Origin of the sequence: Xanthobacter wiegelii (assembly GCF_043193855.2) — a bacterium.
Lineage (GTDB): Bacteria > Pseudomonadota > Alphaproteobacteria > Rhizobiales > Xanthobacteraceae > Xanthobacter > Xanthobacter flavus_A.
The window spans coordinates 5189261-5211955 of record NZ_CM195529.1 but is presented as its reverse complement, the minus strand read 5'-3'; the positions used below and the strand labels follow the sequence as shown (position 1 = coordinate 5211955).

The following is a 22695-nucleotide window of genomic DNA, read 5'->3' as shown; positions in this document are numbered from 1 at the left end:
ATTGATGACCCACGATACGGAAAACGAAGTCCTGGCGGATATCACGCCGGAAGCGCTGGCGGTCCTTGGCGGCGGTGAGATCGCCTATGTGCGCAGCATCAAGTCCGAGGATGTACCGTCCCTGTTCCCGCAGGCCCCGCAGATCGCGCCGGGTATGACCCTGTTCACGCTGCACGCGGCCGATGGCACGCCGATCATGTTGACCGACAGCCGCGAAGCCGCGCTGGCCAATGCCATGCAGCACGAACTGGTGACCGTCAGCGTCCACTGAGGCGCAGGATCGGGCGACGCAGAATTTCGGATGTTTCAGCCGGGCCGGCGACGGCCCGGTTTTTGTTTGCCGGCGGTCAGGCCGCGTTGGAGGCGGAGGACGCCGTCAGCAGCGCGTGCATTGCGCCAGCGTCCCGCGTGGCGCGAAGCTTTTCCACAACATCCGGATCGCGCAGCATCCGGGCGACGCGGGCCAGCGCCTTGAGGTGATCCGCGCCGGCCGCTTCGGGGGCGAGCAGCAGGAACACGAGATCTACCGGCGCGCCGTCCAGCGATTCGAAATCGATGGGCTTTTCCAGCCGAGCGAACAAGCCGAACAGCTTGGTGAGGCCCGGCAGCTTTCCATGCGGGATGGCGATGCCGTTGCCGACACCGGTCGAGCCAAGCCGCTCCCGCTGCAGCAGGGTGTCGAAGATGTCCCGCTGGTCGCGTCCCATCAGAAGGGCGGCGTGGTGGGACAGCTCCTGCAGGGCCTGTTTCTTGCTGCTCGCCCGCAGCATCGGAAACACTGCGTCCGGGGCAAGGAGGTCGGCGAGCGGCATCTATCAAGTTCCTGGAGCGAGCGGCCGAGGCTCATGAAGCGGCGGACGCGCGGAACGGGTCAAGGCCTGCGGAGCGCCCAAAGCGCCGCTGCATTGGTCCGTCCCCACCAAAACGCAGGAGGGTTGCCCCTCCAGGAGGTCGTTATTGCGGCCTCCATCTAGCGTTAACCTGCCTCGGGCTCAAGTCAGGGCCGGCCGCGCTGAAATGAGGCGGGGTGAAATCTGCGTCCCGCGCTTTCCGGCTGGAGCGATCCGCGCAGGTTACTCGCTGCAGCTGTCAGGACATGCCCCCCGAGCATTGCCTTACCCGAGGCGGTCTCTCGCACCACCGCGGGAGGTTTCAAACATCGCGAACGGGGAGCCCTGCTACAGGCTCCCCGGCGCGTGACCTAGTGCAGTTCCTCGGAACCCGGATCGATCCACCCCACGTGCCCGTCCGGGCGGCGGTAGACGACGCTGACCCGTCCATGGCCGGCATGGCGGAACACCACGACCGGGGCACCAGTAATGTCCAGCTCCACCACAGCATCGGCGACCGAGAGCGTCCGCAGGCGCGTCACCTGCTCGGCCACGACGGTCGGGCTCCAGCCGACGAGCTCGTCCTCGTCCTCCGTCTCCGGCGCCGCGCTGAGGATGTAGCTTTGGGCGGCCTGCTCGGCAGCATTGCCGTTGCCATGACCGTGGCGATCCTTGAGACGCTGCTTGTATCGGCGCAGGCGCTTCTCGATCTTCTCCACAGCGACGTCGGCGCAGGCGTTCGGATCCTGCGCATTGCCGTGCGCCTGAAGGTTCACGCCCGAATCGAGATGAAGCATGCATTCGGAGCGATAGCCGGAGCCGTCCCGGGTGACGGTGACGTGACCTGACCAGCCACCATCAAAGTATTTGCCGAGGACTTCCGAGACCCGCTCGGTCAAACGCTGGCGAAGAGCTTCGCCGACGTCGAGATTCTTTCCGGACACGCGTAGGGCCATGCGATTTGATCCCCTATGAACGGTCCCTGTGAGGGACCGTCATGCATTGCAAACCGGCCGGCTGTCTAAAGAGGTAGAAGTGCTTCGCCGGCATGTCAACGGCAACAGGAGCCGGAAACCGAACGGTTTTTTCAGTCTCGCCGATCGTCACCGAAACGCAGGCGAGGCCGTCGCGATCACCGCGACAGACCGGGCCACATGCGCGACAGAACCCCGTCTCGGCGCACGAAACCATGCCACAGCCCGGCGCCGGCGTGCAGGATCACGAGTGCGGTCATCAGGAAGCCCAGGCGGACGTGCCACGCGCCGAACAGATCAGCCAGGGCATCGTCCTTGGCGACGATGTTGGGCAGGGTGAACAGCCCAAAGATGCTGACCGCGCTGCCGAAGGCATTGGATGCCAGCCAGCCGAGCACGGGCATGACGAAGATCAGCGCATAGAGCGCGTAATGCACGGCGTTCGCCACCATCCAGAGCGATCGGGCGATGGTCTCAGGCGGGGGTGGAGGGGGGTTGAGGATGCGCACCACCACCCGGACGACAGCCAGGCAGAGGATGGTGAAGCCGATGGAGCGATGGAGGTCGAACAGGCGGTCCTGGGTCGGGCCCGAATCCATGTTCATCATGGCGAAGCCCAGCGGGATCACGAGGATCACCAGGGCCGCCATGATCCAGTGGATGAGCCTAGCCGGCGGCGCGTAGGGCGCGGGGTTGGAGAGGGTGTTCATCGGGGTTTCGGACCTCCGGTGGCAAAGGCTGGTCGCGTGATCCTTCCTCGCGAACGCTGTCCTTCAGATCGCAACGAAACAGGACATCGCCATCAGCGAAGACATGCACCTGCGCCTTCGGGCGCAACGCTTGAGCCAGAGTGTCGCACGCCTTGCGCGACAAGCCGATGCGGCCGGCTCCGAGGATCACGGGGGACACGAAAACGTGAAGCTCGTCCACGAGCCCGGCCTCGAGGAAAGCCGAGAGCGTCGTGGGTCCACCCTCCACGAGAATCCGACTGAGCCCACGCTGCTTGAGCGCCTCGAGGATCGAAGACGGCTCGAAGGCCGACGGGTCAGCCATCGGTACGACTTCGACGCCGGTCGGAAGCGGAGCGCCCGCTGCCATCCGGCGCAACACCAGCCGGCGGATGCCGTCCTCGGCGAAACACCGCGCCTTGGGATCGACACGGCCCGATGGATCGATCACCACCCGCGCCGGACTGACGCCGGCGATGCGGCGAACGGTGAGCAGGGGATCGTCGGCGCAGACGGTTCCCACCCCGACCACGACCGCATCCACCGAGGCCCGCAGCGCATGCAGGTGATCGAGCGCGTGGGGGCCGTTGATATATTTCGAATCGCCCGAGGTGGTGGCAATGCGGCCGTCCAGGGACTGGCCGAGCTGGGCGATGACATAGGGGCGATCGTCCGACCGTCGAAGATTTGCCTGCACCGGGCTCTCGCTCACTCGCTTGTGCGACCGGAGCCGCAGGGTCGTGTCATCCATCGGTCCTCACGCGGCGTATTCAATCTGTTCGATCAGGAACGCGTCATCATGGCGTTTGTTACGCTCCTGCCGATACGACAGATCGTTCGCGCCGCCGGCCGGCCGCGATTCCCGCTGTGAGAGGTCAAAATGGCGTCCATCGTTGAGGGTCTTGGGTTTGCGCCGGACGCGGGTCGGCTTTCCATGGAGCGGGCGATGGCGGAGGTGCGGTCCGCTCGCGCCGTTGTGATCGCCTCGGGCGACGCGCGCATCGTCGTCGTCGCCGCCGAGGCGTTCGATCCCGTCCTGGCCGGCGTGCTTGCCGAGGCGGGGGCCACGGATGCGGCGTTGGTCCTTCCCGCGCCCCGACTGAACAAGATGGGCGCGCCACGGGTCCAGCCGGGCGCCGTCGTGCTGCCGCATCTCGATGCCGCGCGCGTGGCCCATCTGTCACTCAAGCCCGATGCGCGCATCGATGCGCCTGTCGCGCCTGCGACGCCGGCCCAGGCCGCCGCGCTTGAACTGCTGGCCCAAGCGCTTGTCCTGCCGGCGGCGGTGACCTGCGCGGTCCCTGAAGAAAAGGCCGCGGGGCTGCTGACCGTCACGGTGGACGACATCCTGTCCTTCCGGGCCGCCGAGGTGGCCAGTCTCGCCATCGTGGGCCGCGCCCCGGTGCCGCTCGAAGGGGCGCCGGAAACGGAGTTTGTCGTGTTCCGAGGCGGCGAAGGGCTGCGGGATCAGGTGGCGATCATCGTCGGCCGCCCGGACCTGTCGCGGCCGGTGGCGGTGCGGCTCCATTCCGCCTGCCTGACCGGCGACCTTTTCGGGTCGCTGAAATGCGATTGCGGAGACCAGCTGCGGGACACCGTCCGGCGCATGGCGGAGGCCGACGGCGGCATTCTCCTCTATCTGGATCAGGAAGGGCGCGGCAATGGCATCTCCAACAAGATGCGCGCCTACGCTTTGCAGGCGCAGGGCTACGACACCTACGACGCTGACGCCGCCCTCGGCTTCGACCTCGACCAGCGCCGGTTCGATTTCGCCGCCGCCATGCTGCGCCAGCTTGGGGTGTCCGCCGTGCGGGTGTTCACCAACAATCCGCAGAAGATCGAGGCTCTGAAAGCGGCGGGGCTGAATGTGGTGGCCGACCAGCGGGTTCTTGGCCGTCCGACCGCCGAAAACGTCCGCTACCTCGCGTCCAAGCGGGACCGCGCGGGACACTATATCGACTTCGAGGCCCTTGCCGCCCGCGCGCCGGATTGAGGCCGGCACACGACCCGTTCAAACGTCCTTGTCGACCGGCTTCAAAACGATTTAGAACCGCCCGGATAAAAACCGGGAGGACATGATGAGCAAGGCAGGAAGAAAGGTCGCCATCGTAACCGGCGCCGGGTCGGGCGTCGGACGGGCGGTCGCCGTGGCCTTGGGGGAAGCCGGCTATGCCGTCACCCTCGCCGGGCGCCGCATGGATGCACTCGAAGAAACCGGGGCCGCCCTCGGCGGCGCGCCGCATCTGGCCGTCACGACCGATGTGACGGTCCCTGAATCCGTGCATGCGCTTTTCGCCGCCACCGTCGAAAAATTCGGGCGGGTCGACCTCCTGTTCAACAACGCCGGCACCGGCGCCCCGGCCATCCCGCTGGAAGATCTCACCTTCGCCCAATGGCAGCAGGTGGTCGCCACCAATCTCACTGGCCCGTTCCTTTGCACGCAGGAGGCATTCCGCGTGATGAAGGCGCAGGAGCCGCGGGGCGGGCGCATCATCAACAACGGGTCCATCTCGGCGACGGCGCCACGGCCGTTCTCGGCGCCCTACACCGCCACCAAGCACGCCATCACGGGCCTCACCAAGTCCACCTCGCTGGACGGGCGGGCCTATGACATCGCCTGCGGGCAGATCGACATCGGCAATGCCGACACGCCCATGGCGCAGAAGATGAAGGCGGGCGTGCCGCAGGCCGACCTCTCCATCAAGGTGGAGCCGGTGATGGATGTGGCGCATGTGGCGAGCGCCGTCGTCTACATGGCCAGCCTGCCGCTGGATGCCAACGTGCAGTTCATGACCATCATGGCCACCAAGATGCCCTTCATCGGGCGCGGCTGAAGGCCATTTCTCTCTCCGTTTCCAACAAAAAAGGCCCCGGCAGTGCCGGGGCCTTCTCGTTGCTGGCTGGTGCTGTCGGACTGCCGTCACTCGTTGTTGCGGCCGCCGAAGAGCTGGAGCAGCATCATGAACATGTTGATGAAGTCCAGGTAGAGCGCGAGCGCGCCCATGATGGCCTTCTTGCCCGCCACGGCGACGTCGTCGCCGGCGAAATACATCTCCTTGATGCGCTGGGTGTCGTAGGCGGTGAGGCCCGCGAACACCAGCACGCCCACGACCGACACGATGAACTGCAGCATCGAGGAGCCGAGGAAGATATTCACCACCGACGCGATGATGATGCCGAAGAGGCCCATCATCAGGAAGGAGCCCATGCCGGAGAGGTCACGCTGCGTGGTGTAGCCGTAGAGGCTGAGCGCTCCGAACGAGGCCGCGGTGATGAAGAACACCCGCACGATGCTCTCGTGGGTGTACACGAGGAAGATCGTGGAGAGCGATACGCCCACCAGAGCCGCATAGACCCAGAACGTGATCTGCGCGGCCGAGACGCTCATGCGCTCGATGCGGAAGCTCAGGAAAAAGACCGCCGCCAGAGGCGCGAGCATCACCACCCACTTCAGCGGGCTCACGAACAGCGCGTAGCCGAACTGCGTCAGCATGATGCCGCCAGCGATCCGCCCCGCGGCCAGCGCCGGGTCGGTGGTCACCGAGAGCATGTAAATGCCGAGCGCGGCCGCGCCCGTGATGGCAAGGCCCAGTGCCATGTAGTTGTACACGCTGAGCATGTACGTCCGCAGCCCCTGGTCGATCGCGGCCTGCGAGCGTGCCACCGACGGGTTCCAACGCCCGGCGACGTTGCGATCATAATCGGACATCGTCGTTCCCCTTGAAGAAATCTCAAACGCCCAAGACCGGCCGAGGCCGGACCTGCGCGTTCGCCGTCAATATGGTGGGTTCGCGAAGGGGCGGCAAGACGAGGCTGGATGAAATTTACGCAAGGTCACTTTACGTCAGGCATACCCTTGCGGCTGCGTTAAGGTATAGTTTCAACCCGCATGGGGTCGGGGCATGCGGATGGGGGATCATCTCAGGCGGCGGATCGTTGCCGGGCGGGCATGTCTTGTCGCCTGGGGACTCTTGCGCGGAAAAATCCATCTTGCCGGAACGGCGCTGAATTGGCCCGGGTTCGGCTCGGCGCTGGTTCTGTTCGCCTTGCTTCTGCTGGCCGGTGCGCCGTCGGCGCGTGGCGGTGCCTGGACGCAGGAGGAGGGGCACGGGCAGGTCATCCTGCAAGGCTCGGCCACCTATTCCGCGACCGAGTTCGGACCCTCCTACGATCTCTACGCCAGCCGCCCCTATGACAAGGTAGAGGTCACCCTCGTCTTCGAATATGGCGCCACGGATTGGCTGACCCTGCTCGCGGCGCCGCAATTCCTGAACGTCTCGTTCGGCGACCCGTCACCATCGTCCTATGCCGGGCCGGGCTATCAGGACCTCGGCGCCCGGGTGCGGCTGTGGCGCGATGCGGCGAGCGTGGTGTCGGCGCAGGTGGTGGGCCGCTTTTCGGGTACCGGCAATTCCCAGAGCGCCGCCGCCGTGGGCTATGAGGATCCCGAGCTCGACCTCCGCCTGCTCTATGGCGTGGCGTTCACCCTGTTCGGCAAGCCGGCCTTCCTCGACGTTCAGCTCGCCCAGCGCATGCGCTTCGGCCCGCCGCCGGACGAGCTCCATCTCGACCTCACGCTGGGCTGGCGCGTCGTGGAGCGCTGGCAGCTCCTCGCCCAGTCGTTCAGCGTGATCTCGGAAGGGGCGGGGACCGGCCCGTACTTCGGCGACTCCTACGAGTATTACAAGCTCCAGATGGGCGCGGCCTACGATCTCTCGGCGGCCATCACCGTGCAGCTGTCCGTGGTCGGCACGGTCTTCGCCCGCAATGCGCCGCAGGAGAACGGGCTGGTCCTCGCCGCCTATTACCGCTTCTGAGACGACGGCGCGGTGGTGACGAGGCGGATGCCCAGGGCAATGGGCACGATGCCGACGAGATCAAGCGGCGGCACCGGCTCGCCCAGCAGCAGCCATCCGAACATCAGCCCGAGCGGCGGCATCAGGAAGTGCAGGGCGCTCGCGCGGGTGGCGCTGGTCCGGCCGAGGATGAAGAACCACAGGCTGAACGCGCCCACCGAGCCCGCCAGCGTCAGCCAGGCGAAAGAGAGGCCGAGCGACAGCGTGGGGTGGATGGACGCCACGTCCTCCCGCCACAGCGCCACCGGCAGCAGCGCAATCCCGCCCGCCAAAGACTGGATGCCGCTGCCGACGAACAGGGATGCCGAGGTGCGTACCTTCTTGAACATGAGCGTCGCGGCGGTGAGCGCCATCAGGGCCCCGACCACATAGGCGGTGCCGAGCGGATCCTCATGCCCGGAGACGATCCGCGAGCGCACCACGATGGCCACGCCGATCATGCCCAGGACGAGCCCGAGCAGTTTGCGCCCCGTCAGCCGCTCGCCCAGCAGCACCGCTGCGCCGAGCGCCGTCAGCAGCGGATTGGCGGAGACCAGGACGGCGGTGAAGCCGGACGACACATGGGTCATGCCCACGTAGCTGAGGCCCAGGTAGACCGCATTGTTGAGAATCCCCATCGCCGACAGCGCCGCGACATCGCGCAGATCCAGCCGGCGGAAATGGCTGGCGGGCAGGAGCAGCGCGCAGCCGCCGAGCACGACCAGCCCGGCCACCAGAAAGCGCGCGGACAGCAGCAGCAGGGGCGGGCAATCCGCCAGCGCCACCTTCGCCACGGCGAAGGCCGAGCTCCAGATGATGCAGAACGCCGCGATGAACACCGGCAGCAGCGCGTCTGTCCGGCGGGTGGTGGCGGCAAGGGGAAGGGGCGTGGCGGTCATGACATCTCCTGAACCGCAGAGAAGCACGCACGCGGCATATTGAAAAATTGAATGATTTGATATTGGCTAGTGGATAATCGAATGATGCCGGTGCGCCCATGCTGGATATGGATCTTCTGAAAGCCTTCGTCTCCGTGGTGGACGCGGGCGGCTTCACGCGGGCCGGCGAGCGCGTCCATCGCACCCAGTCCACGGTCAGCCAGCAGGTGCGCCGGCTGGAAGACCAGCTCGGCCACCAGCTTCTGATCCGGGACGCCCGGGGGATCAGCCTCACGGCCGAAGGCGAGCGCCTGCTCGGCTACGCGCGGCGCATTCTCGCGCTCGGTGCGGAGGCGCGGGCCGCCTTGTCGGGCGTCGCCCCCGCGCGGGTGGTGCGGCTGGGCATCCCCGACGATTTCGCTTTGGCGGCCCTGACGTCCGTGGTGGCGGAGTTTGCCCGCACGCGCCCCGGGGTCCGGCTGGCGGTGGAATGCGGGCTGAGCTGCGACCTCGACGCCGGCTTTGCGCGCGGGGAGCTCGATGTGGTGCTGCTGAAGCGCGAGCCGGGCTCCGGTCCCGCCGTCGCGGCCTGGCCGGAGCGGCTGGTGTGGGTCTGTGGGGCCGGCTTCACGCCGGACGAGGACGTGGCGAGCCTTGCCGCGTTCCGGCAGGGTTGCCTTTATCGCAATCGGGCGGTCCACGCCCTCGAGAAGGCGGGCCGCCCGTGGCGCATCGCCTATGAATGCCCGAGCCTGATCGGCATTGAGGCAGCCCTCGCCGGAGGTCTGGGCGTGACGGTCCTGAGCGACCTCGCGCTCAATTCCCGGCTGCGGGAATTGCCGTCGTCCGATCTCTGGCCGCCCATCCCGCCCACGGAACTCGCCCTGCGGGCCGCGAGCAACGCCTGTTCCGCCGCGCGGGAGCTGGCCGATCTCATCGCTGCCTTCTGCGGCCGGGAAGCCCGCGCCGCCGCCTGACTATCCACCCTTCGGTCAGCACTCCACCAGCAGGCGGCGGCCGATCTCGCCGATGCCGACGAGGCCCGGCGTGGCGTGCATCACCACGTTGATGGGAATCTGCGCGAGGCGGTCGTGGTAGGGCGGATGCTCCTCGAACGCGGTGCGGAAGGGGCTTTCGGCGAACAGGTGCGCCATGGCCCGGCCCACGCCGCCGCCGACGAAGACACCGCCCTTGGCATCGATGGCGAGGGCCAGATCGCCCAGCACCCGGCCGAGCAGGCGCAGGAAGATGTGGCAGCTCTCCTTCTCCTGCCTCTGGCCGTCCAGCGCCGCCTTGATGATGGCGTGGGAGGACAGGCTTTCGCCGGAGAGAATGCGATGCAGCCGCACCAGTCCGGGACCGGAGAGCACATGCTCGACCGACACCGGGCCGAGATCGCGCACCAGATGGGCGACGATGCGGGCCTCGTCGGTGGTCACCGCGCCGAGCCGCATGTGGCCGGCCTCGCTTGCCAGCACCTCATAGCCTGCCTCGCGGGGCAGGATAATCGCGGTTCCGAGCCCGGTGCCCGGACCGGACAGCAGCATGGGCGCGCCGGCCACGGCGCGGCCGGTGCCGACCTCCAGAAGGTCGTCGCGGGTGAGCAGCGGCAGGCCGTGGGCGAAGGCCTCGAAGTCGTTGAGCACCGTCAGCCGCTGGAACGAGAGGCCGGCCGCGAGCTTTTGTGTCGAGAAGCGCCAGTTGCGGTTGGTGAGCCGCACGTCGTCGCCGTCGATGGGGCCAGCCACGGCCAGCGCGCCGCAGGTAGGGGCGGCGCCGCTGACGGACGCCAGATAGGTGCCCAGCAGGTCCTCGAGGGAGGCGTAGGAATCGTTGGCTTCGAGCCGGACATCGAACGGGATGCCGTCGGCGCCGGCCCGGGCGACCCGGGTGGTTGTGCCGCCGATATCCGCTAGCAGGACAGTGGGAGCCATTGATGAGTCCGATGGTAGAGAGCTTTTACTGCGCCAAGCGTGTCCGGGACGCAAGCGCGCCGGAACCGCACGCACCGGCAGGACCTCAAGCGCAGCGGCGCCGGTGCGGTTCCCGGATGCCTCAGGCCCCGGTCCCGCGCCACCGCTTCAGTGCGCCCCAGAGAGGCAGGCAGAAGACAAGCAGCGTGAGGACGCCGAGTCCGCCCGCGATGGGACGTTCGAAGAAGGCGAGGAGGTTGCCGTCCGCCTTGATCATGGAGGTGACGAAACTGTCCTCCAGCATCTTGCCGAGCACGATGCCAAGCACGCACGGAGCGATGGGAATGTCGTGCTCTTCCATGAGAAAGCCGAGCACGCCGAACACCAGCATCAGCACGACGCCATAGGCGGAGTTGTTCACGGCATAGGCGCCGACGATGCAGAACAGCAGGATGAGCGGGATGAGGATGCGCCGTGGAAAGCGCAGCAGGGCTGTTCCCGCCTTCAGCGCGGCAAGACCGAGCGGGATCATCGCGAGGTTGGCGATGATGAAGATGATGAAGACCGCGTAGATGGATTCGGGATTGTTCAGGAAGAGGGTCGGTCCCGGATTGAGGCCCTTGAGGTAGAGCACCCCTATGACGATGGCCGTGATGCTGTCTCCCGGAATGCCGAACACCAGCGCCGGCACCCACGCGCCCGCCAGCGCGGCATTGTTGGCGGAGGTGCTCTCGATGATGCCTTCCACATGGCCGGTGCCGAACTTCTCCGGCGTCTTCGAAAACTTCCGGCTCATGGCGTAGGACACCCAGGCGGCAATGTCCGCGCCGGCACCGGGCAGGATGCCGATGGCGGTCCCTGTGATGTTGCCGCGGATCTGCTGCGGCCAGTATCGGGCGATCAGCCGGCCCCAGCCCTTCAGCGGATTGCCGAGCGAAGTCTGGCGCACCGACCAGTCCGGCGCACCGGCGGCCATGGTGCGGATCACTTCCGACATGGCGAACAGGCCGATCATGGCGGGGATGAAATCCACGCCTCCGAGCAGGTTCGAGTTGCCGAAGGTGAAGCGCGGCACGCCGGCCGGATTGTCGATGCCGATCTGCGCCACGAACAGCCCGAGGAAGAGCGACACCAGCCCCTTCACCGGCGAGCCCGAGCCGATGAAGATGGCGCACGCGAGCCCCATCAGCGCCAGCCAGAAATACTCGAACGAGGAGAATCCGAGCGCGATCTCCGCCAGAAGCGGCGCCGACACGATGAGGATCGCCGTGCCGAACAGGCCGCCCAGCGCCGAGAACAGCACGTTGGCGCCGAGCGCCACCTCCGCTTCGCCCTTGCGGGTCATGGCGTAGCATTCGTCGGAATAGGCGGCCGACGCGGGCGTGCCGGGCATGCGCATGAGCGTTGCCGGAATGTCGCCCGCAAAGATGGCCATGGCCGAACACGAGATCATGGCGCCCACGGCGGGGATGGGGTCCATGAAGAAGGTGATCGGCACCAGGAGGGCGATGGCCATGGTCGCCGTCAGGCCCGGGATGGCACCGACCACGAGGCCAAAGGCGGACGCGACGAGAATGGTGAGGAGCACGTCCCAGCGAAGGACGAGATCGAGACCTGCGAGCACGGCATTCATGGCAGGAAGCCCTCCACGAGGCCGCGCGGCAGCGGTACGCGCAGGAGCATGTTGAAGGAGAAATAGGTGAAAAGCGCGGTCGCCAGCGCGATTCCGATCGCCTGCGCCACCGGGACCCGCACGAGCACGAACAGGCCGGTCAGGACGACCGTCGCAGTGGCGACGAACCCGATGAGCGGCGTCAGCACCATGTAGGCGAGGACAAGCGCGATCGTCGCCGCCGCCCTGAAGCTGGCACCGGGCGTGCGCACCCATGTCGCCTGCGCGAGTGGGAACGGTCCGGCGCGGACCGAGCCCACCGCGAGGATGAAGCCGCAGGCCGCAAGGCCCGCAGCCGTCAACACGGGGAAGACATCCGCGCCGTAGGCCTGTCCCGGGATGGGCGGCAGGCCGGATGCCGCCGAGAACAAGATGGCAGCCCCGGCGAGCAGCAGCAGGCCGAGGATCAGGTCACTGAAGCGCATGATGCGGCTCCGGCGTCGCAGGAAGGGAGCGGCGGCGCGGGCCGCCGCGTTGAGCAGCCGCGACTATTTCGCGAGGCCGACTTCCTTCATGACGGCACCGAGCGAGGCATCCGCCTTGGCCATGAACTCGGCAAAGCCGGGCCCGTCCGCATAGCGCCCGCCGAACCCGCGATTGGTGAGGAACTCCTGGTATTCCTTGCTGTCGTAGACCTTCTTGAGGGCCGCCTGCAGCTTGTCCGAGGCCGCCTTGTCGAGGCCCTTGGGAGCGGCGAATCCGCGCCACGCGCCGATGGTCCAGGTGCTGCCGGTGGCTTCCTTCAGGGTGGGAACGTCGGGCATCAGCTTCGAGCGCTCGGTCGCCATGATGGCGAGACTTTTCACACGCTTGGCGTCGATGAGCGAGCGCGCCTCCGGAATGGAGCAGGTGACGACCTGGACGCCGCCCGCCACCAGGTCCTGAAGGCCGGGCGCCGCGCCGTTGGAGGGAACCCAGGGCACGCTTTTCGGATCGAGCTTCAGGGAAGAGAGCATGCCGGCAAGGGCAAGGTGCCAGATGCCACCCTGACCGGTGCCGGAGGCCTTGAACTTGCCGGGGTTGGCCTTGATGTCGGCGATCAGGTCATCGAGCGTCTTGTAGGCCGCATCCGCCCGCACCTGCACGCCAGCGGGGTCCTCGTTCATCAGGGCGAGGGGGGTGTAGGACGCACCGGTGAGCTGGGTCAGGCCCTGCCAGTGCATCATGCCGATTTCCACGGTAATGATGCCGATGGTGTAGCCGTCCGGTGTCGCATCTGCGATGGCCTGATGGCCCACCACGCCCTGGCCTCCGGTGCGGTTCACCACAGCGATGGGCTGTCCGAGATCCTTTTCAAGAAGCGAGGCGACGATGCGCGCCACCGCGTCCGTCCCGCCGCCGGCATTCCACGGCACGATGAGGGTGATGGGGCGATCGGGGTAAGCCGCCGTGGCAGCGTTCGGCGCAATGGCGGCAAAAGTCGATGCGGCGAGGGCAAGCCCCGCCATCAGAAACCGGCGCATGGTGTCTCTCTCCCTGACTTTCGGCTTCTTTGGCCGAAATCTAATCGTTTTGAATGACTGTAAGTCAGTGCCTACCCGAGGTCAACGCGACCACGCCACTGGCGATCCTTCCGGCGGGAGGTGGCGCGGGGGGCCGCAGTGGCTTAAGCTTTCACCGAAAAAGGTGCGCTTCGTAGGCGCAGGGGCTGGCGATACGGCAGCTTCGACGTACATAAGCTGGTGGACCGGAAGCGCGCGCGGGGCGGGCGCGATGGATCGAGGCAACCTGGCGGGCCGGTCACTGGCGCGCCGAGAGGCATGGCGAAGCGCAGTGTTCGATATCTACACGATCATCTTCCTGGCCCTCGCGGTCTTCATCTTCGTGCGGCTGCGCAGCGTTCTGGGGCAGAGGACGGGCCGCGAGCGGCCGCCCTACGATCCCTATTCCCGCGATACCGCTCGTCCGCCTCAGCCGACGCCGGAAGGCAATGTCGTGAGCCTGCCCGAGCGCAACGGAACGCCGCCGGGTGCGCCGTCGCCGGTCGAGGTGGAGCCTGCGGCCTTCCGCTGGGAAGGTGTCGCGGCGGAGGGCTCCGCGACCGCCGCCGCCCTCGATGAGATCGCCCGCGTCGAGCCGGACTTCGACGCCAAGCACTTCCTGACCGGCGCGCGCGCGGCCTACGAGATGATCGTCAACGCCTTCGCCGCCGGCGACCGTCGCCAGCTGAAGGATCTTCTGGCCAAGGACGTCTATGACGGCTTCGTCGCCGCCATCGCCGATCGCGAGAGCCGCAAGGAGACGATGGAATCGCGCTTCGTCTCCATCGAGTCCGCCGATCTGCAGGATGTGACCGTGCGCGGCACCAACGCGCAGCTGACCGTGCGCTTTGTGTCCAAGCTCATTTCCGTCACGCGCGGTCCGGACGGCACGGTGGTGGACGGCAGCCCCGACATGGTGGCCGATGTGACCGACGTGTGGACGTTCGCCCGGGATCTCGGCACGCGCGACCCCAACTGGAAGCTGGTGGCCACGGAAGCCGCCCAGTAGGCCATGGCTCCGGCGCGCGCCGTCATAGCCGGCGTGCGGCGCCCGGCCCTCGCCGGGATCGTCGCCGTGCTCGTCGCCGTGACCCCCGCTGTCGCCGCCGAACCTGTTGTCTCTCGCTCGAACCTGCCGGCCATGTCGCTCCAGCCCGTCGTTCCGGCCGTGCCCGGCGCCCGGCTCGAGCCGGTGGCCTTCGCTGCCCTCGACGGGTGGGCGGCCGACGACCACGCCGCCGCCTTCGCCACCTTTCGCGCCAGCTGCGCGGCGTTGAAGACGCCGCCGGCCGAGGTGGGTCCGGCCTCCGCGCCGACGCTCGCGCGCGGCCTCCGCCATGCCTGCGCAGCTGCCGCTCGCCTCGGCCCGTCGATACCGGCGCCCCGCCTCGCCCGCCTGTTCTTCGAGGCCAATTTCCGGCCGTGGCGGGTGATCCCGGACGGCGGCGAGGGCGGCTACTACACCGGCTATTACGAGCCGGAAGTGGCGGGCGCGCTCCAGCCCGGCAACGGCTTCGACGTGCCGGTCTATGGACGCCCCGACGATCTGATCATGGCGGCGCCCGGCCCGACGCCCAATTCCGGTCCGGCCTTCCGCCGCGAGGGTGGCGCACTCGTGCCCTATCACGACCGCGCCGCCATCGAGGATGGCGCGCTGGCCGGCCGCGGGCTGGAGGTCGCGTGGCTTCGCGACCCCATTGATCTCTTCTTCATGCAGATCCAGGGCTCCGCGCGCATCCGCCTTCCGGATGGCCGCATCCTGCGGCTGGGCTATGACGGCTTCAACGGCCAGCCCTATCTTCCGGTCGGGCGGCTGCTCATCCAGCGGGGGCTCGTCCCGCGGGAGGAGATGTCCATGGCGCGCATCCGCGCCTTTATGGAGGCTGATCCCGACGCCGGTCGCGCGCTGCGGCGGGAGAACCGATCCTTCGTGTTCTTCAAGGTCCTGCCCATGGGCGACGATCAGGGCGCGATGGGCGCGCAGGGCGTGCCGCTCACGGCGGGGCGGTCGCTGGCGGTGGACCGGAAGCTTCACACCTACGGTACGCCGATCTTCGTGGAGGCGGACCTGCCGCTGTCCGGCCCCGGCACGGCCGAGCCGTTCCGCCGGCTGATGATCGCGCAGGATACCGGCTCCGCCATCGTCGGTCCGGCGCGGGCGGACCTCTATTTCGGGGCCGGCGATGCGGCGGGCGCGGTGGCGGGGCGCCTGCGGCATGCCGGCAAATTCACTCTGCTGGTGCCGCGCTTCGCGGACCGCGCGCCATGAGCCGCCGCGGCCGCCGCCGGCTGCTCGATGCGGAAGAGCGCGCGCTCTGGGACCATGTGGTGCGCTCGGTGAAGCGCCTCCGCCCCGAAAGGCCAGTCGCGGCTCAGCCGCCGGTGACGCCGGCTCCGGAGCCTCCGCAGGTGGTCGAGCCCGCGCCGGAGGCGAAGCCGAAATCCAGAGCCAAGGCCGGTACGCCACCCAAGGTGGCCGCCCCCGCAGCGCCTCCGCCGCCGCCGCTCGCGGCGCTGGAGCCGAAGACCCGCCGCCGGCTTACGCGCGGGGCCGAAGTGGATGCCCGCCTCGACCTGCACGGCCTCACCCAGGCGGCCGCCCATCGCCGGCTGCGCCTGTTCCTCTTGGAGGCGCAGGCGAGCGGCCATGCGCTGGTTCTGGTCATCACCGGCAAGGGTGATCCCGAACGCCTGATGAGTTCAGGCCCGGCCTTCGGCGAAGGCCGGGGCGTGCTCAAGCGGGCGGTGCCCCTGTGGCTGGCAGAACCGGACCTGCGGGCCGTGGTGGTGGGGTTCGAATCCGCCGGGCGCCGCCATGGCGGGGAGGGCGCGCTCTATGTCCGCATCCGCCGCCGCCGCTGAGCGTCCCTCAGGTCAGAGGCAGGCGGAAGCGGGCATGCCATAGGTGCGCCCCGCCCCGAGCAGGTGGGCGGTGAAGCGTCGCGCCGGGAACAGACGGGCGATGGCGGGATCGGCGACGCTCAGCCCGCCGGCATAGGCGCCAAAGGCGGGCAGGATCATCCGGCTGCCATCAGTGACGAAACACCGGCGCCGCACGCCTCGTCCCCGCGTCACGACGCGCGCCGCAGGATGCAGATGACCGCACACCTCGCCCGGCGCCGGCCCCTCTTCCGGCTCATGACGGAACAGCAATGGGCCGAGGGCGAGCATGGCGGTGCCTTCGCCGCCGAGATCGTGGGGCAGGGGGTCGTGGTTGCCGGCGATCCAGATGAAGGTGCGGCCGGTCTGGATGCGGCGGATCTCGTCGCGCAGCGGGTCCGCCATGCGCTCGCCGGCCCAGCGGTCGTGCAGGCTGTCGCCCAGCGCGATCACCATGCGCGGCTGGTGCAGGGCAACGACGGCGGAGAGGCGCTTCAGCGTGTCGAGGGTGTCGTAGGGCGGCAGCATCTGTCCGCGCCGGGCGAAGGCGGAGCCCTTTTCGAGGTGGAGGTCCGCAACCACCATCAGCCGCTCGTCCGGCCAGAGCAGGGCGCCGGAGGGGTCAAGCTCCAGCTCCGCGCCCCGGAGGTCGATCCGGGCGAGGGAGAGGTCCGCTGATTCGGCGAGGGCGAGCATGGCGGCGGATTGTGCCCAACGCCGCGCCGCGAGCAAGCGGGGCCGTGACGCCGGCATTGACGCACCATCAGCGCCAGATACCCGCCTCGGCCAGGACGGCAGCGACATCCTCGGGCCAGACCTGCTCGGTGAGGGAAGACAGAGCGTCCCTCGTCCACCACGCATGGTGCACCAGCGCCTTGCGCTCATCCTCCGACCAGCCGGCGGACGAGACCACAAGGCCGGGCGCGCGCACGAGGAAATAGCGCTCGTCCGACCGCACGCGCCGCCCGTCCGGCATCACGAACGAGACCGTGCGCCGTGCGACGGTCGGGCCGGGATGGGTGATGGCGAGGCCGGTTTCCTCCAGAAGCTCGCGGCAGGCGGCAGCCTCATAAGTCTCGCCCGGCTCCAGCCCCCCTCCGGGCGGTGCCCAATAGACGTTCCCGGCCAGGGCGCCCTCGGCATAGGCGAAGCGGAACAGCAGCAGCCGGTCCTCGCCATCCAGCACGAGGAGCCGGGCGGCCGGGCGGTCGATGGCGTCGTCGATGGTGCCGCTCACAGGAAGCTCTGCGGGTCCACGTCGATGGCGACCTTGATGTTGCCCGTCACCTTCGGTGCCACGGCCCGCCATTCCCTGAGATAGGCGGGCAGATCGAAATTGCGCGGCGAGCGGACCAGCAGGCGCCAGCGGTGGCGTCCGCGGAGCAGGGCGAGGGGCGCTTCCGCCGGGCCCAGGATGCGCACCCCGGGCAGGATGGGCGCGGAAACCGCCAGGCGCCGGGCGTGGCCCTCCGCCACATGGGCCTCGCTGGCCGAGACGATGAGCGCGGCCATGCGGCCGAAGGGCGGAAGCTGTGCCTCCTCGCGGGAGGCGATCTCCACGTCGTAGAAGGCATCGCGATCCCCCGTCACCAGCGCGCGCATCACCGGATGCTCGGGCATATGGGTCTGAATGAAGCCCCGCCCCTCCGCCTTGCCGCGCCCGGCGCGCCCCGCCACCTGATGCACCAGCTGGAAGGTCCGCTCGGCGGCGCGGGGATCGCCATGGCCGAGGCCTACATCCGCATCCACCACGCCCACGAGGGCCAGGCCGGGGAAGTTGTGGCCCTTGGCGACGAGCTGGGTGCCCACCACCACGTCCACATCGCCCTTGGCGACCGCGTCAAGCTCGGCCCGCATCCGCTCCACCCCGCCCAGAAGGTCCGAGGAGAGGACGAGGGCGCGAGCATTTGGAAAGAGGGTCTGCACCTCCTCCTGAAGCCGCTCCACGCCCGGTCCGACTGGGACAAGGCTGTCCGGCGCGTCGCAGGCCGGGCACTTCTCCGGCACCGGGGCCTGATAGCCGCAATGGTGGCAGGTGAGGCGGCGGCGGAAGCGGTGCTCCACCAGCCAGGCGGTGCAGGAGGGGCAGCGCATCCGGTGGCCGCAGGAGCGGCACAAAGTGAGTGGCGCATAGCCCCGGCGATTGAGGAAAAGGAGGGCCTGCTCGCCCGCCTCCAGCGTCGTGTTGATCTCCGCCTCCAGCCGCGGCGCGATCCAGCGGCCGCGCGGCGGGCCTTCCCGGCGCAGGTCGATGGGGGAGAGCCCAGGCACCTTGGCGCCTCCGAAGCGCACGGGGAGGGCCAGCCGCCGATAGCGGCCGCGCCGGGCGTTCACCTCGGTCTCGATGGAGGGCGTCGCCGAGGCCAGCACGATGGGTGCCGACGCAAGGCGCGCCCGCACCACTGCCATGTCGCGGGCGTGGTAACAGACGCCATCCTCCTGCTTGTAGGCCGGGTCGTGCTCCTCATCGACGATGATGAGGCCGAGATCGCGGAAGGGCAGGAACAGGGCCGAGCGCGCCCCCGCCACAACCTTGACCTGTCCCGAGGCCACCTCGTTCAGCACCTTGGCGCGGCGTCGGGTGGAGACGCCCGAATGCCATTCCGCCGGCTTCACGCCGAAGCGCTCGGTGAAGCGGTCGAGGAAGGCCTGGGTGAGGGCGATTTCCGGCAGCAGGATCAGCGCCTGCCGTCCGGCGCGGATCGCCTCCGCCACCGCCTCGAAATAGGTCTCCGTCTTGCCGGAGCCGGTCACGCCGTCGAGCAGGTGCACGGCGAACGTCTTCGCCTTCACCGCGGCGACCATGGCCTGCGCCGCCTCCGCCTGCGGCTGCGAGAGTTCGGGCACGGAATGGTCGGGATCGGGCGGATAGGCGGCGGGCTCGGGCGGCAGAACGACGGCTTCCAGCGTGCCGTCATCCACCAGCCCGTCCACCACGGAGGGGGAGACGCCGGCCTCCCGCGCTGCTTCGGTCTTGCCGCGCACGAAACCGTCCGCGAGCGTGTCCAGAAGCCGCGCGCGGGCGGCCGTTATGCGTGCCGGTGTTGATCCGGAGAGGCGCACGCCAACCCGCTCGCGCGCCGCGCCCGGGCTCTCGCCGTGGCGCAGCGCCATGCGCAGCACCATGCCGCGCGGCGCCAGCGTATAGTCGGCCATCCAGTCGATCAGCCGGATGAGGTCGGGCGGCAGCGGCACGTAATCGAGCTTCGCCTTCACCGCCTTCAGCTTGCCGGCCTCCACCGCCTTGCCGCCGGCCGCCTGCGCGCGCGGCCAGACCACGCCGATGACGCTCTTGGTACCGAGCGGCACATGCACGAGGTCGCCGGGCGACACCTCCATCCCCTCGGGCAGGAGGTAGGAATAGGCGGCGTCGAGGCCGAGGGGGAGCAGGACGTCGACGGTGCGCGGGCTCATGTTCGTCTTTTGGTCCGGCGCGCGGGAAAGGTCAAAGGGGGTTTCTCCCCTTGCGTTCCACATTGCGCGCGTCTACCTCGAACCCATGAAATTCCTCGATCAGGCCAAGGTCTATGTGCGCTCCGGTGACGGCGGGGCGGGGTGCGTCTCGTTCCGGCGCGAGAAGTTCATCGAGTTCGGCGGTCCCGATGGCGGCGACGGCGGACGCGGCGGTGACGTGTGGATCGAGTGCGTGGACGGCCTCAACACGCTGATCGACTACCGCTATCAGCAGCATTTCAAGGCCAAGAAGGGCGACCACGGCCGGGGTGCCAGATGCACCGGCGCCAAGGGCGCCGATGTGGTGCTGAAGGTGCCGGCCGGTACCCAGATCCTCGATGAGGATGAGGAGACCATCCTCGCCGACATGACCGAGGTCGGCCAGCGCATCAAGCTTCTGGAAGGTGGCAACGGCGGCTTCGGCAACGCCCAGTTCAAGACCTCCACCAACCAGGCCCCCCGCCGCGCCAACCCGGGTCTCGAAGGTCAGGAACGCTGGATCTGGCTTCGCCTGAAGCTGATCGCCGACGCCGGCCTCGTCGGTCTGCCCAATGCCGGCAAGTCCACCTTCCTCGCTGCGACCACGGCGGCGAAGCCCAAGATCGCCGATTATCCCTTCACCACGCTGCATCCCGGCCTCGGCGTGGTGCGGGTGGACGGGCGCGAGTTCGTGCTCGCCGACATTCCCGGCCTGATCGAGGGCGCCCACGAGGGCGTCGGCATCGGCGACCGCTTCCTCGGCCATGTGGAGCGCTGCCGCGCGCTGCTGCACCTGGTGGACGGCACGTCCGAGCACGCCGGCAAGGCCTACAAGACCGTCCGCGCCGAGCTTGCCGCCTATGGCAACGGGCTCGACGAGAAGCCGGAGATCGTCGCCCTCTCCAAGGTGGACGCCCTCTCGCCCGAACTGCTCAAGCAGCAGAAGGAGCGTCTCCAGCGCGCCGCGAAGAAGAAGCCGCTGCTCCTCTCCGCCACCTCGGGTCAAGGCGTGCCGGAGGCGCTGAGGGCGCTTCTTTCGGTGGTGGAGGAGGCCCGCGGCGTCGAGAAGGAAGAGGCCGCGCCGCGGGATGGCTGGCGGCCCTGAGCGCGTTGCGACGCGAGCGCGACACGGACAGGCATTTTTGCTAGCATCTCGAAAGGAGATGCTAGCATCATGGCAAGACAGCTCAACATCCGCAGCGACGAGGCGTTTGAGACGGCGCAGCGGCTGGCACGCCGGCAGGGGCGGCCGGTGACCGAGGTCGTCGTGAACGCCTTGCGGGCCTACGACGCGGCCTTGTCCTCCGACACCGCGCTTACGCCCGAGCAGCAGGCCGAATATGAGGCCTTGCGCCAACTCGCACGCTCTGCAGCGCAGCGTGCGAAGGAGGGGGCGGTCTCCGACCACTCCGACATGTATGACGAATATGGCCTGCCCATATGATCGCGCTGGACACGTCGGCCATCGTGGCCATGGCGCTCGGCGAGCCGGAGGCGGACGCCTTCGCGCGGGCGATCGCGCGCGCCGAGGCCCTGGTCGGGACGCCCACGCTTCTTGAAACGCGGCTGGCCCTGTCCAGCCGCATCGGTGAGGCGGCTGGACCGTTTGTCGAGGCCCTCACGCGCCGCCCGTCGATCCACCCGGTGGCCTTCTCGCTCAAGATGCACGAGATCGCGAGCCTCGCCTTCGACCGCTTCGGCAAGGGCCGGCACCCGGCGGGCTTGAACTTCGGGGACTGCATGGCCTATGCCGTGGCCAAGGCGCATGATGTGCCCCTCCTCTTCAAGGGGGAGGAATTCTCCCGCACCGACGTGCGCCGCGCGCACGCCTGAGGTGCCCTGCCGGTTCACAGGTCCATGGCTTTTTCCGAGTCCGCCTCGTCCGAGTCCGTTGCCGACGCGCCGGCGAAGACGCCCGCCTTCGCCGATTTCCGCCGCATCGTCATCAAGGTGGGCTCGGCCCTTCTGGTGGACCGGGCGCAGGGCCGGGTGCGCCTCGCCTGGCTGACCTCGCTGGTGGAGGACATCGCCGCTTTGCACGCCAAGGGCTGCGAGGTGATGGTGGTCTCCTCCGGCGCCATCGCGCTGGGGCGCACCGTGCTCGGCCTGCCGTCCGGGCCGCTGAAGCTGGAGGACAGCCAGGCCGCCGCCGCGGTGGGGCAGATCGCGCTCTCCAAGACCTGGGCGGACATTCTCGGCCATTACAACATCACCGCCGGGCAGGTGCTGCTGACGCTGGGGGATACCGAGGAGCGCCGCCGCTATCTCAACGCGCGCTCCACGCTTGGCCGTCTGATGGAACTGCGCTCCGTGCCGATCATCAACGAGAACGACACGGTCGCTACCACCGAAATCCGCTACGGCGACAACGACCGCCTCGCCGCCCGCGTCGCCACCATGGCGAGCGCGGACCTGCTGGTGCTGCTGTCCGACATCGACGGCCTCTACACCGCTCCGCCGGCGCAGGACCCCAACGCGACGCTGATCCCGGTGGTGCCGCGCATCGGCGCCGAGATCGAGGCCATCGCGGGGGATGCAGGCTCCGAGCTGTCGCGCGGCGGCATGCGCACCAAGATCGAGGCCGGCAAGATCGCCACCTCCGCCGGCACCCACATGGTGATCGCCTCCGGCCATGTGAAGAATCCGCTGAAGCGCATCATGGAGGGCGGGCGCTGCACCTGGTTCCTCACCTCCGCCAATCCCGTGCGCGCCCGCAAGAGCTGGATTGCCGGGGCGCTGGAGCCGCGCGGCACGCTGCATCTCGATGACGGCGCGGTGGCGGCGCTCCGGCGTGGGGCGAGTCTTCTGCCGGCCGGCGTGAAGCGCATCGACGGCCTGTTCGACCGCGGCGACGCCGTGGTGCTGCGCGGTCCCGACGGCGCCGAAGTCGGGCGCGGCCTTGTCGCCTACGATTCCACCCACGCCGCCCGCATCATGGGCCACTCCACCTCGGAGATTGAGGCGCTGCTGGGCGTGAAGGGGCGCTCCGAGATGGTGCACCGGGACGATCTGGCGCTTGGGGTGGAGTGACGGCCGGAGGAGGGCGGCGGCACCTGGAGACGGATGCGGTCC

25 protein-coding genes are annotated in these 22695 nt (G+C 68.6%); 12 read left to right on the top strand and 13 right to left on the bottom strand.

Going from position 1 to position 22695, the window contains the following annotated elements:
- Window positions 1-4 precede the first annotated feature (4 nt).
- On the top strand, window positions 5-271 hold the full coding sequence (locus V5F63_RS24390) for a BQ00720 family protein (protein ID WP_209486744.1): 267 nt from the start codon (window positions 5-7) through the stop codon (window positions 269-271).
- A 76-nt stretch (window positions 272-347) separates the two neighbouring features.
- On the opposite strand, the gene ptsN is transcribed toward V5F63_RS24390, so the two are convergent.
- The 4 genes from ptsN to V5F63_RS24370 form a co-directional block, all read right to left on the bottom strand.
- Complete coding sequence (gene ptsN, locus V5F63_RS24385) at window positions 348-812, bottom strand: PTS IIA-like nitrogen regulatory protein PtsN (protein WP_209486741.1); 465 nt, start codon at window positions 810-812, stop codon at window positions 348-350.
- A 389-nt stretch (window positions 813-1201) separates the two neighbouring features.
- A complete protein-coding gene (gene hpf, locus V5F63_RS24380; protein WP_209486739.1) occupies window positions 1202-1786 on the bottom strand; it encodes a ribosome hibernation-promoting factor, HPF/YfiA family in 585 nt (194 codons plus the stop codon).
- Between the two features lie 176 nt (window positions 1787-1962).
- The gene (locus V5F63_RS24375) at window positions 1963-2514 is read right to left on the bottom strand and encodes a cytochrome b (RefSeq protein ID WP_394102843.1); all 552 of its coding nucleotides are present in this window, start codon (window positions 2512-2514) and stop codon (window positions 1963-1965) included.
- Window positions 2471-3244, bottom strand: a complete 774-nt coding sequence (locus tag V5F63_RS24370) for a dihydrofolate reductase family protein (RefSeq protein WP_509210815.1) — start codon at window positions 3242-3244, stop codon at window positions 2471-2473. Before V5F63_RS24370 ends, V5F63_RS24375 begins: the two co-directional genes overlap by 44 nt.
- 168 nt (window positions 3245-3412) lie before the next feature.
- Between V5F63_RS24370 and ribA the strand changes: the two genes are divergently transcribed.
- Window positions 3413-4525, top strand: a complete 1113-nt coding sequence (gene ribA / locus V5F63_RS24365; RefSeq protein WP_209486727.1) for a GTP cyclohydrolase II RibA — start codon at window positions 3413-3415, stop codon at window positions 4523-4525.
- A gap of 85 nt (window positions 4526-4610) precedes the next feature.
- Window positions 4611-5366 carry an SDR family oxidoreductase gene (locus V5F63_RS24360; protein WP_394102845.1) on the top strand — a complete coding sequence of 252 codons (756 nt, stop codon included), beginning with the start codon at window positions 4611-4613 and terminating at the stop codon, window positions 5364-5366.
- Between the two features lie 86 nt (window positions 5367-5452).
- Here V5F63_RS24360 and V5F63_RS24355 read toward each other — a convergent pair whose 3' ends face one another.
- Window positions 5453-6241, bottom strand: coding sequence for a Bax inhibitor-1/YccA family protein (locus V5F63_RS24355; RefSeq protein ID WP_209486723.1), 789 nt, complete (start codon window positions 6239-6241; stop codon window positions 5453-5455).
- A gap of 262 nt (window positions 6242-6503) precedes the next feature.
- Here V5F63_RS24355 and V5F63_RS24350 point away from each other — a divergent pair, with 262 nt between their 5' ends.
- The gene (locus tag V5F63_RS24350; RefSeq protein ID WP_394102846.1) at window positions 6504-7349 is read left to right on the top strand and encodes a hypothetical protein; all 846 of its coding nucleotides are present in this window, start codon (window positions 6504-6506) and stop codon (window positions 7347-7349) included.
- Here V5F63_RS24350 and V5F63_RS24345 read toward each other — a convergent pair.
- The gene (locus V5F63_RS24345; protein ID WP_394102847.1) at window positions 7337-8266 is read right to left on the bottom strand and encodes a DMT family transporter; all 930 of its coding nucleotides are present in this window, start codon (window positions 8264-8266) and stop codon (window positions 7337-7339) included. The genes V5F63_RS24350 and V5F63_RS24345 overlap by 13 nt on opposite strands.
- A 98-nt stretch (window positions 8267-8364) precedes the next feature.
- Between V5F63_RS24345 and V5F63_RS24340 the strand changes: the two genes are divergently transcribed.
- Complete coding sequence (locus V5F63_RS24340; RefSeq protein ID WP_394102848.1) at window positions 8365-9222, top strand: LysR family transcriptional regulator; 858 nt, start codon at window positions 8365-8367, stop codon at window positions 9220-9222.
- A 15-nt stretch (window positions 9223-9237) separates the two neighbouring features.
- Here the strand turns inward: V5F63_RS24340 and V5F63_RS24335 are convergent, their stop codons facing one another.
- The 4 genes from V5F63_RS24335 to V5F63_RS24320 form a co-directional block, all read right to left on the bottom strand.
- Window positions 9238-10179 (bottom strand): glucokinase, encoded by a 942-nt coding sequence (locus V5F63_RS24335; RefSeq protein WP_209486714.1) that lies wholly within the window; start codon window positions 10177-10179, stop codon window positions 9238-9240.
- 121 nt (window positions 10180-10300) lie between these two features.
- Entirely contained in the window at window positions 10301-11791 is a 1491-nt protein-coding gene (locus V5F63_RS24330) for a tripartite tricarboxylate transporter permease (protein WP_394102849.1), read from the bottom strand.
- On the bottom strand, window positions 11788-12255 hold the full coding sequence (locus tag V5F63_RS24325) for a tripartite tricarboxylate transporter TctB family protein (RefSeq protein ID WP_209486710.1): 468 nt from the start codon (window positions 12253-12255) through the stop codon (window positions 11788-11790). Before V5F63_RS24325 ends, V5F63_RS24330 begins: the two co-directional genes overlap by 4 nt.
- Before the next feature lie 63 nt (window positions 12256-12318).
- Entirely contained in the window at window positions 12319-13293 is a 975-nt protein-coding gene (locus V5F63_RS24320; RefSeq protein ID WP_209486708.1) for a tripartite tricarboxylate transporter substrate binding protein, read from the bottom strand.
- Between the two features lie 310 nt (window positions 13294-13603).
- On the opposite strand from V5F63_RS24320, the gene V5F63_RS24315 reads away from it, so the two are divergent.
- From V5F63_RS24315 to V5F63_RS24305, 3 genes are read left to right on the top strand one after another with little or no spacing between them, the layout of a single operon-like run.
- Entirely contained in the window at window positions 13604-14320 is a 717-nt protein-coding gene (locus tag V5F63_RS24315; RefSeq protein ID WP_348634281.1) for a Tim44/TimA family putative adaptor protein, read from the top strand.
- A 3-nt stretch (window positions 14321-14323) separates the two neighbouring features.
- The gene (mltA, locus tag V5F63_RS24310) at window positions 14324-15580 is read left to right on the top strand and encodes a murein transglycosylase A (protein WP_394102850.1); all 1257 of its coding nucleotides are present in this window, start codon (window positions 14324-14326) and stop codon (window positions 15578-15580) included.
- The gene (locus V5F63_RS24305) at window positions 15577-16173 is read left to right on the top strand and encodes a Smr/MutS family protein (RefSeq protein WP_209486704.1); all 597 of its coding nucleotides are present in this window, start codon (window positions 15577-15579) and stop codon (window positions 16171-16173) included. The genes mltA and V5F63_RS24305 overlap by 4 nt, the downstream gene beginning before the upstream one ends.
- Before the next feature lie 12 nt (window positions 16174-16185).
- Here V5F63_RS24305 and pdeM read toward each other — a convergent pair whose 3' ends face one another.
- From pdeM to V5F63_RS24290, 3 genes are all read right to left on the bottom strand, one after another.
- On the bottom strand, window positions 16186-16887 hold the full coding sequence (pdeM, locus tag V5F63_RS24300) for a ligase-associated DNA damage response endonuclease PdeM (protein ID WP_209486702.1): 702 nt from the start codon (window positions 16885-16887) through the stop codon (window positions 16186-16188).
- Between the two features lie 67 nt (window positions 16888-16954).
- Window positions 16955-17428, bottom strand: a complete 474-nt coding sequence (locus tag V5F63_RS24295) for an NUDIX hydrolase (RefSeq protein WP_394102851.1) — start codon at window positions 17426-17428, stop codon at window positions 16955-16957.
- Window positions 17425-19605, bottom strand: coding sequence for a primosomal protein N' (locus V5F63_RS24290; RefSeq protein ID WP_394102852.1), 2181 nt, complete (start codon window positions 19603-19605; stop codon window positions 17425-17427). Before V5F63_RS24290 ends, V5F63_RS24295 begins: the two co-directional genes overlap by 4 nt.
- A gap of 85 nt (window positions 19606-19690) precedes the next feature.
- Between V5F63_RS24290 and obgE the strand changes: the two genes are divergently transcribed.
- From obgE to proB, 4 genes are all read left to right on the top strand, one after another.
- Complete coding sequence (gene obgE / locus V5F63_RS24285) at window positions 19691-20728, top strand: GTPase ObgE (protein ID WP_209486695.1); 1038 nt, start codon at window positions 19691-19693, stop codon at window positions 20726-20728.
- A 69-nt stretch (window positions 20729-20797) separates the two neighbouring features.
- Window positions 20798-21067 carry a type II toxin-antitoxin system VapB family antitoxin gene (locus V5F63_RS24280; RefSeq protein ID WP_209486693.1) on the top strand — a complete coding sequence of 90 codons (270 nt, stop codon included), beginning with the start codon at window positions 20798-20800 and terminating at the stop codon, window positions 21065-21067.
- Window positions 21064-21456 carry a type II toxin-antitoxin system VapC family toxin gene (locus V5F63_RS24275; protein ID WP_394102853.1) on the top strand — a complete coding sequence of 131 codons (393 nt, stop codon included), beginning with the start codon at window positions 21064-21066 and terminating at the stop codon, window positions 21454-21456. Before V5F63_RS24280 ends, V5F63_RS24275 begins: the two co-directional genes overlap by 4 nt.
- A 24-nt stretch (window positions 21457-21480) precedes the next feature.
- A complete protein-coding gene (proB, locus tag V5F63_RS24270; protein ID WP_209486689.1) occupies window positions 21481-22653 on the top strand; it encodes a glutamate 5-kinase in 1173 nt (390 codons plus the stop codon).
- The last annotated feature ends 42 nt before the right edge of the window (window positions 22654-22695 follow it).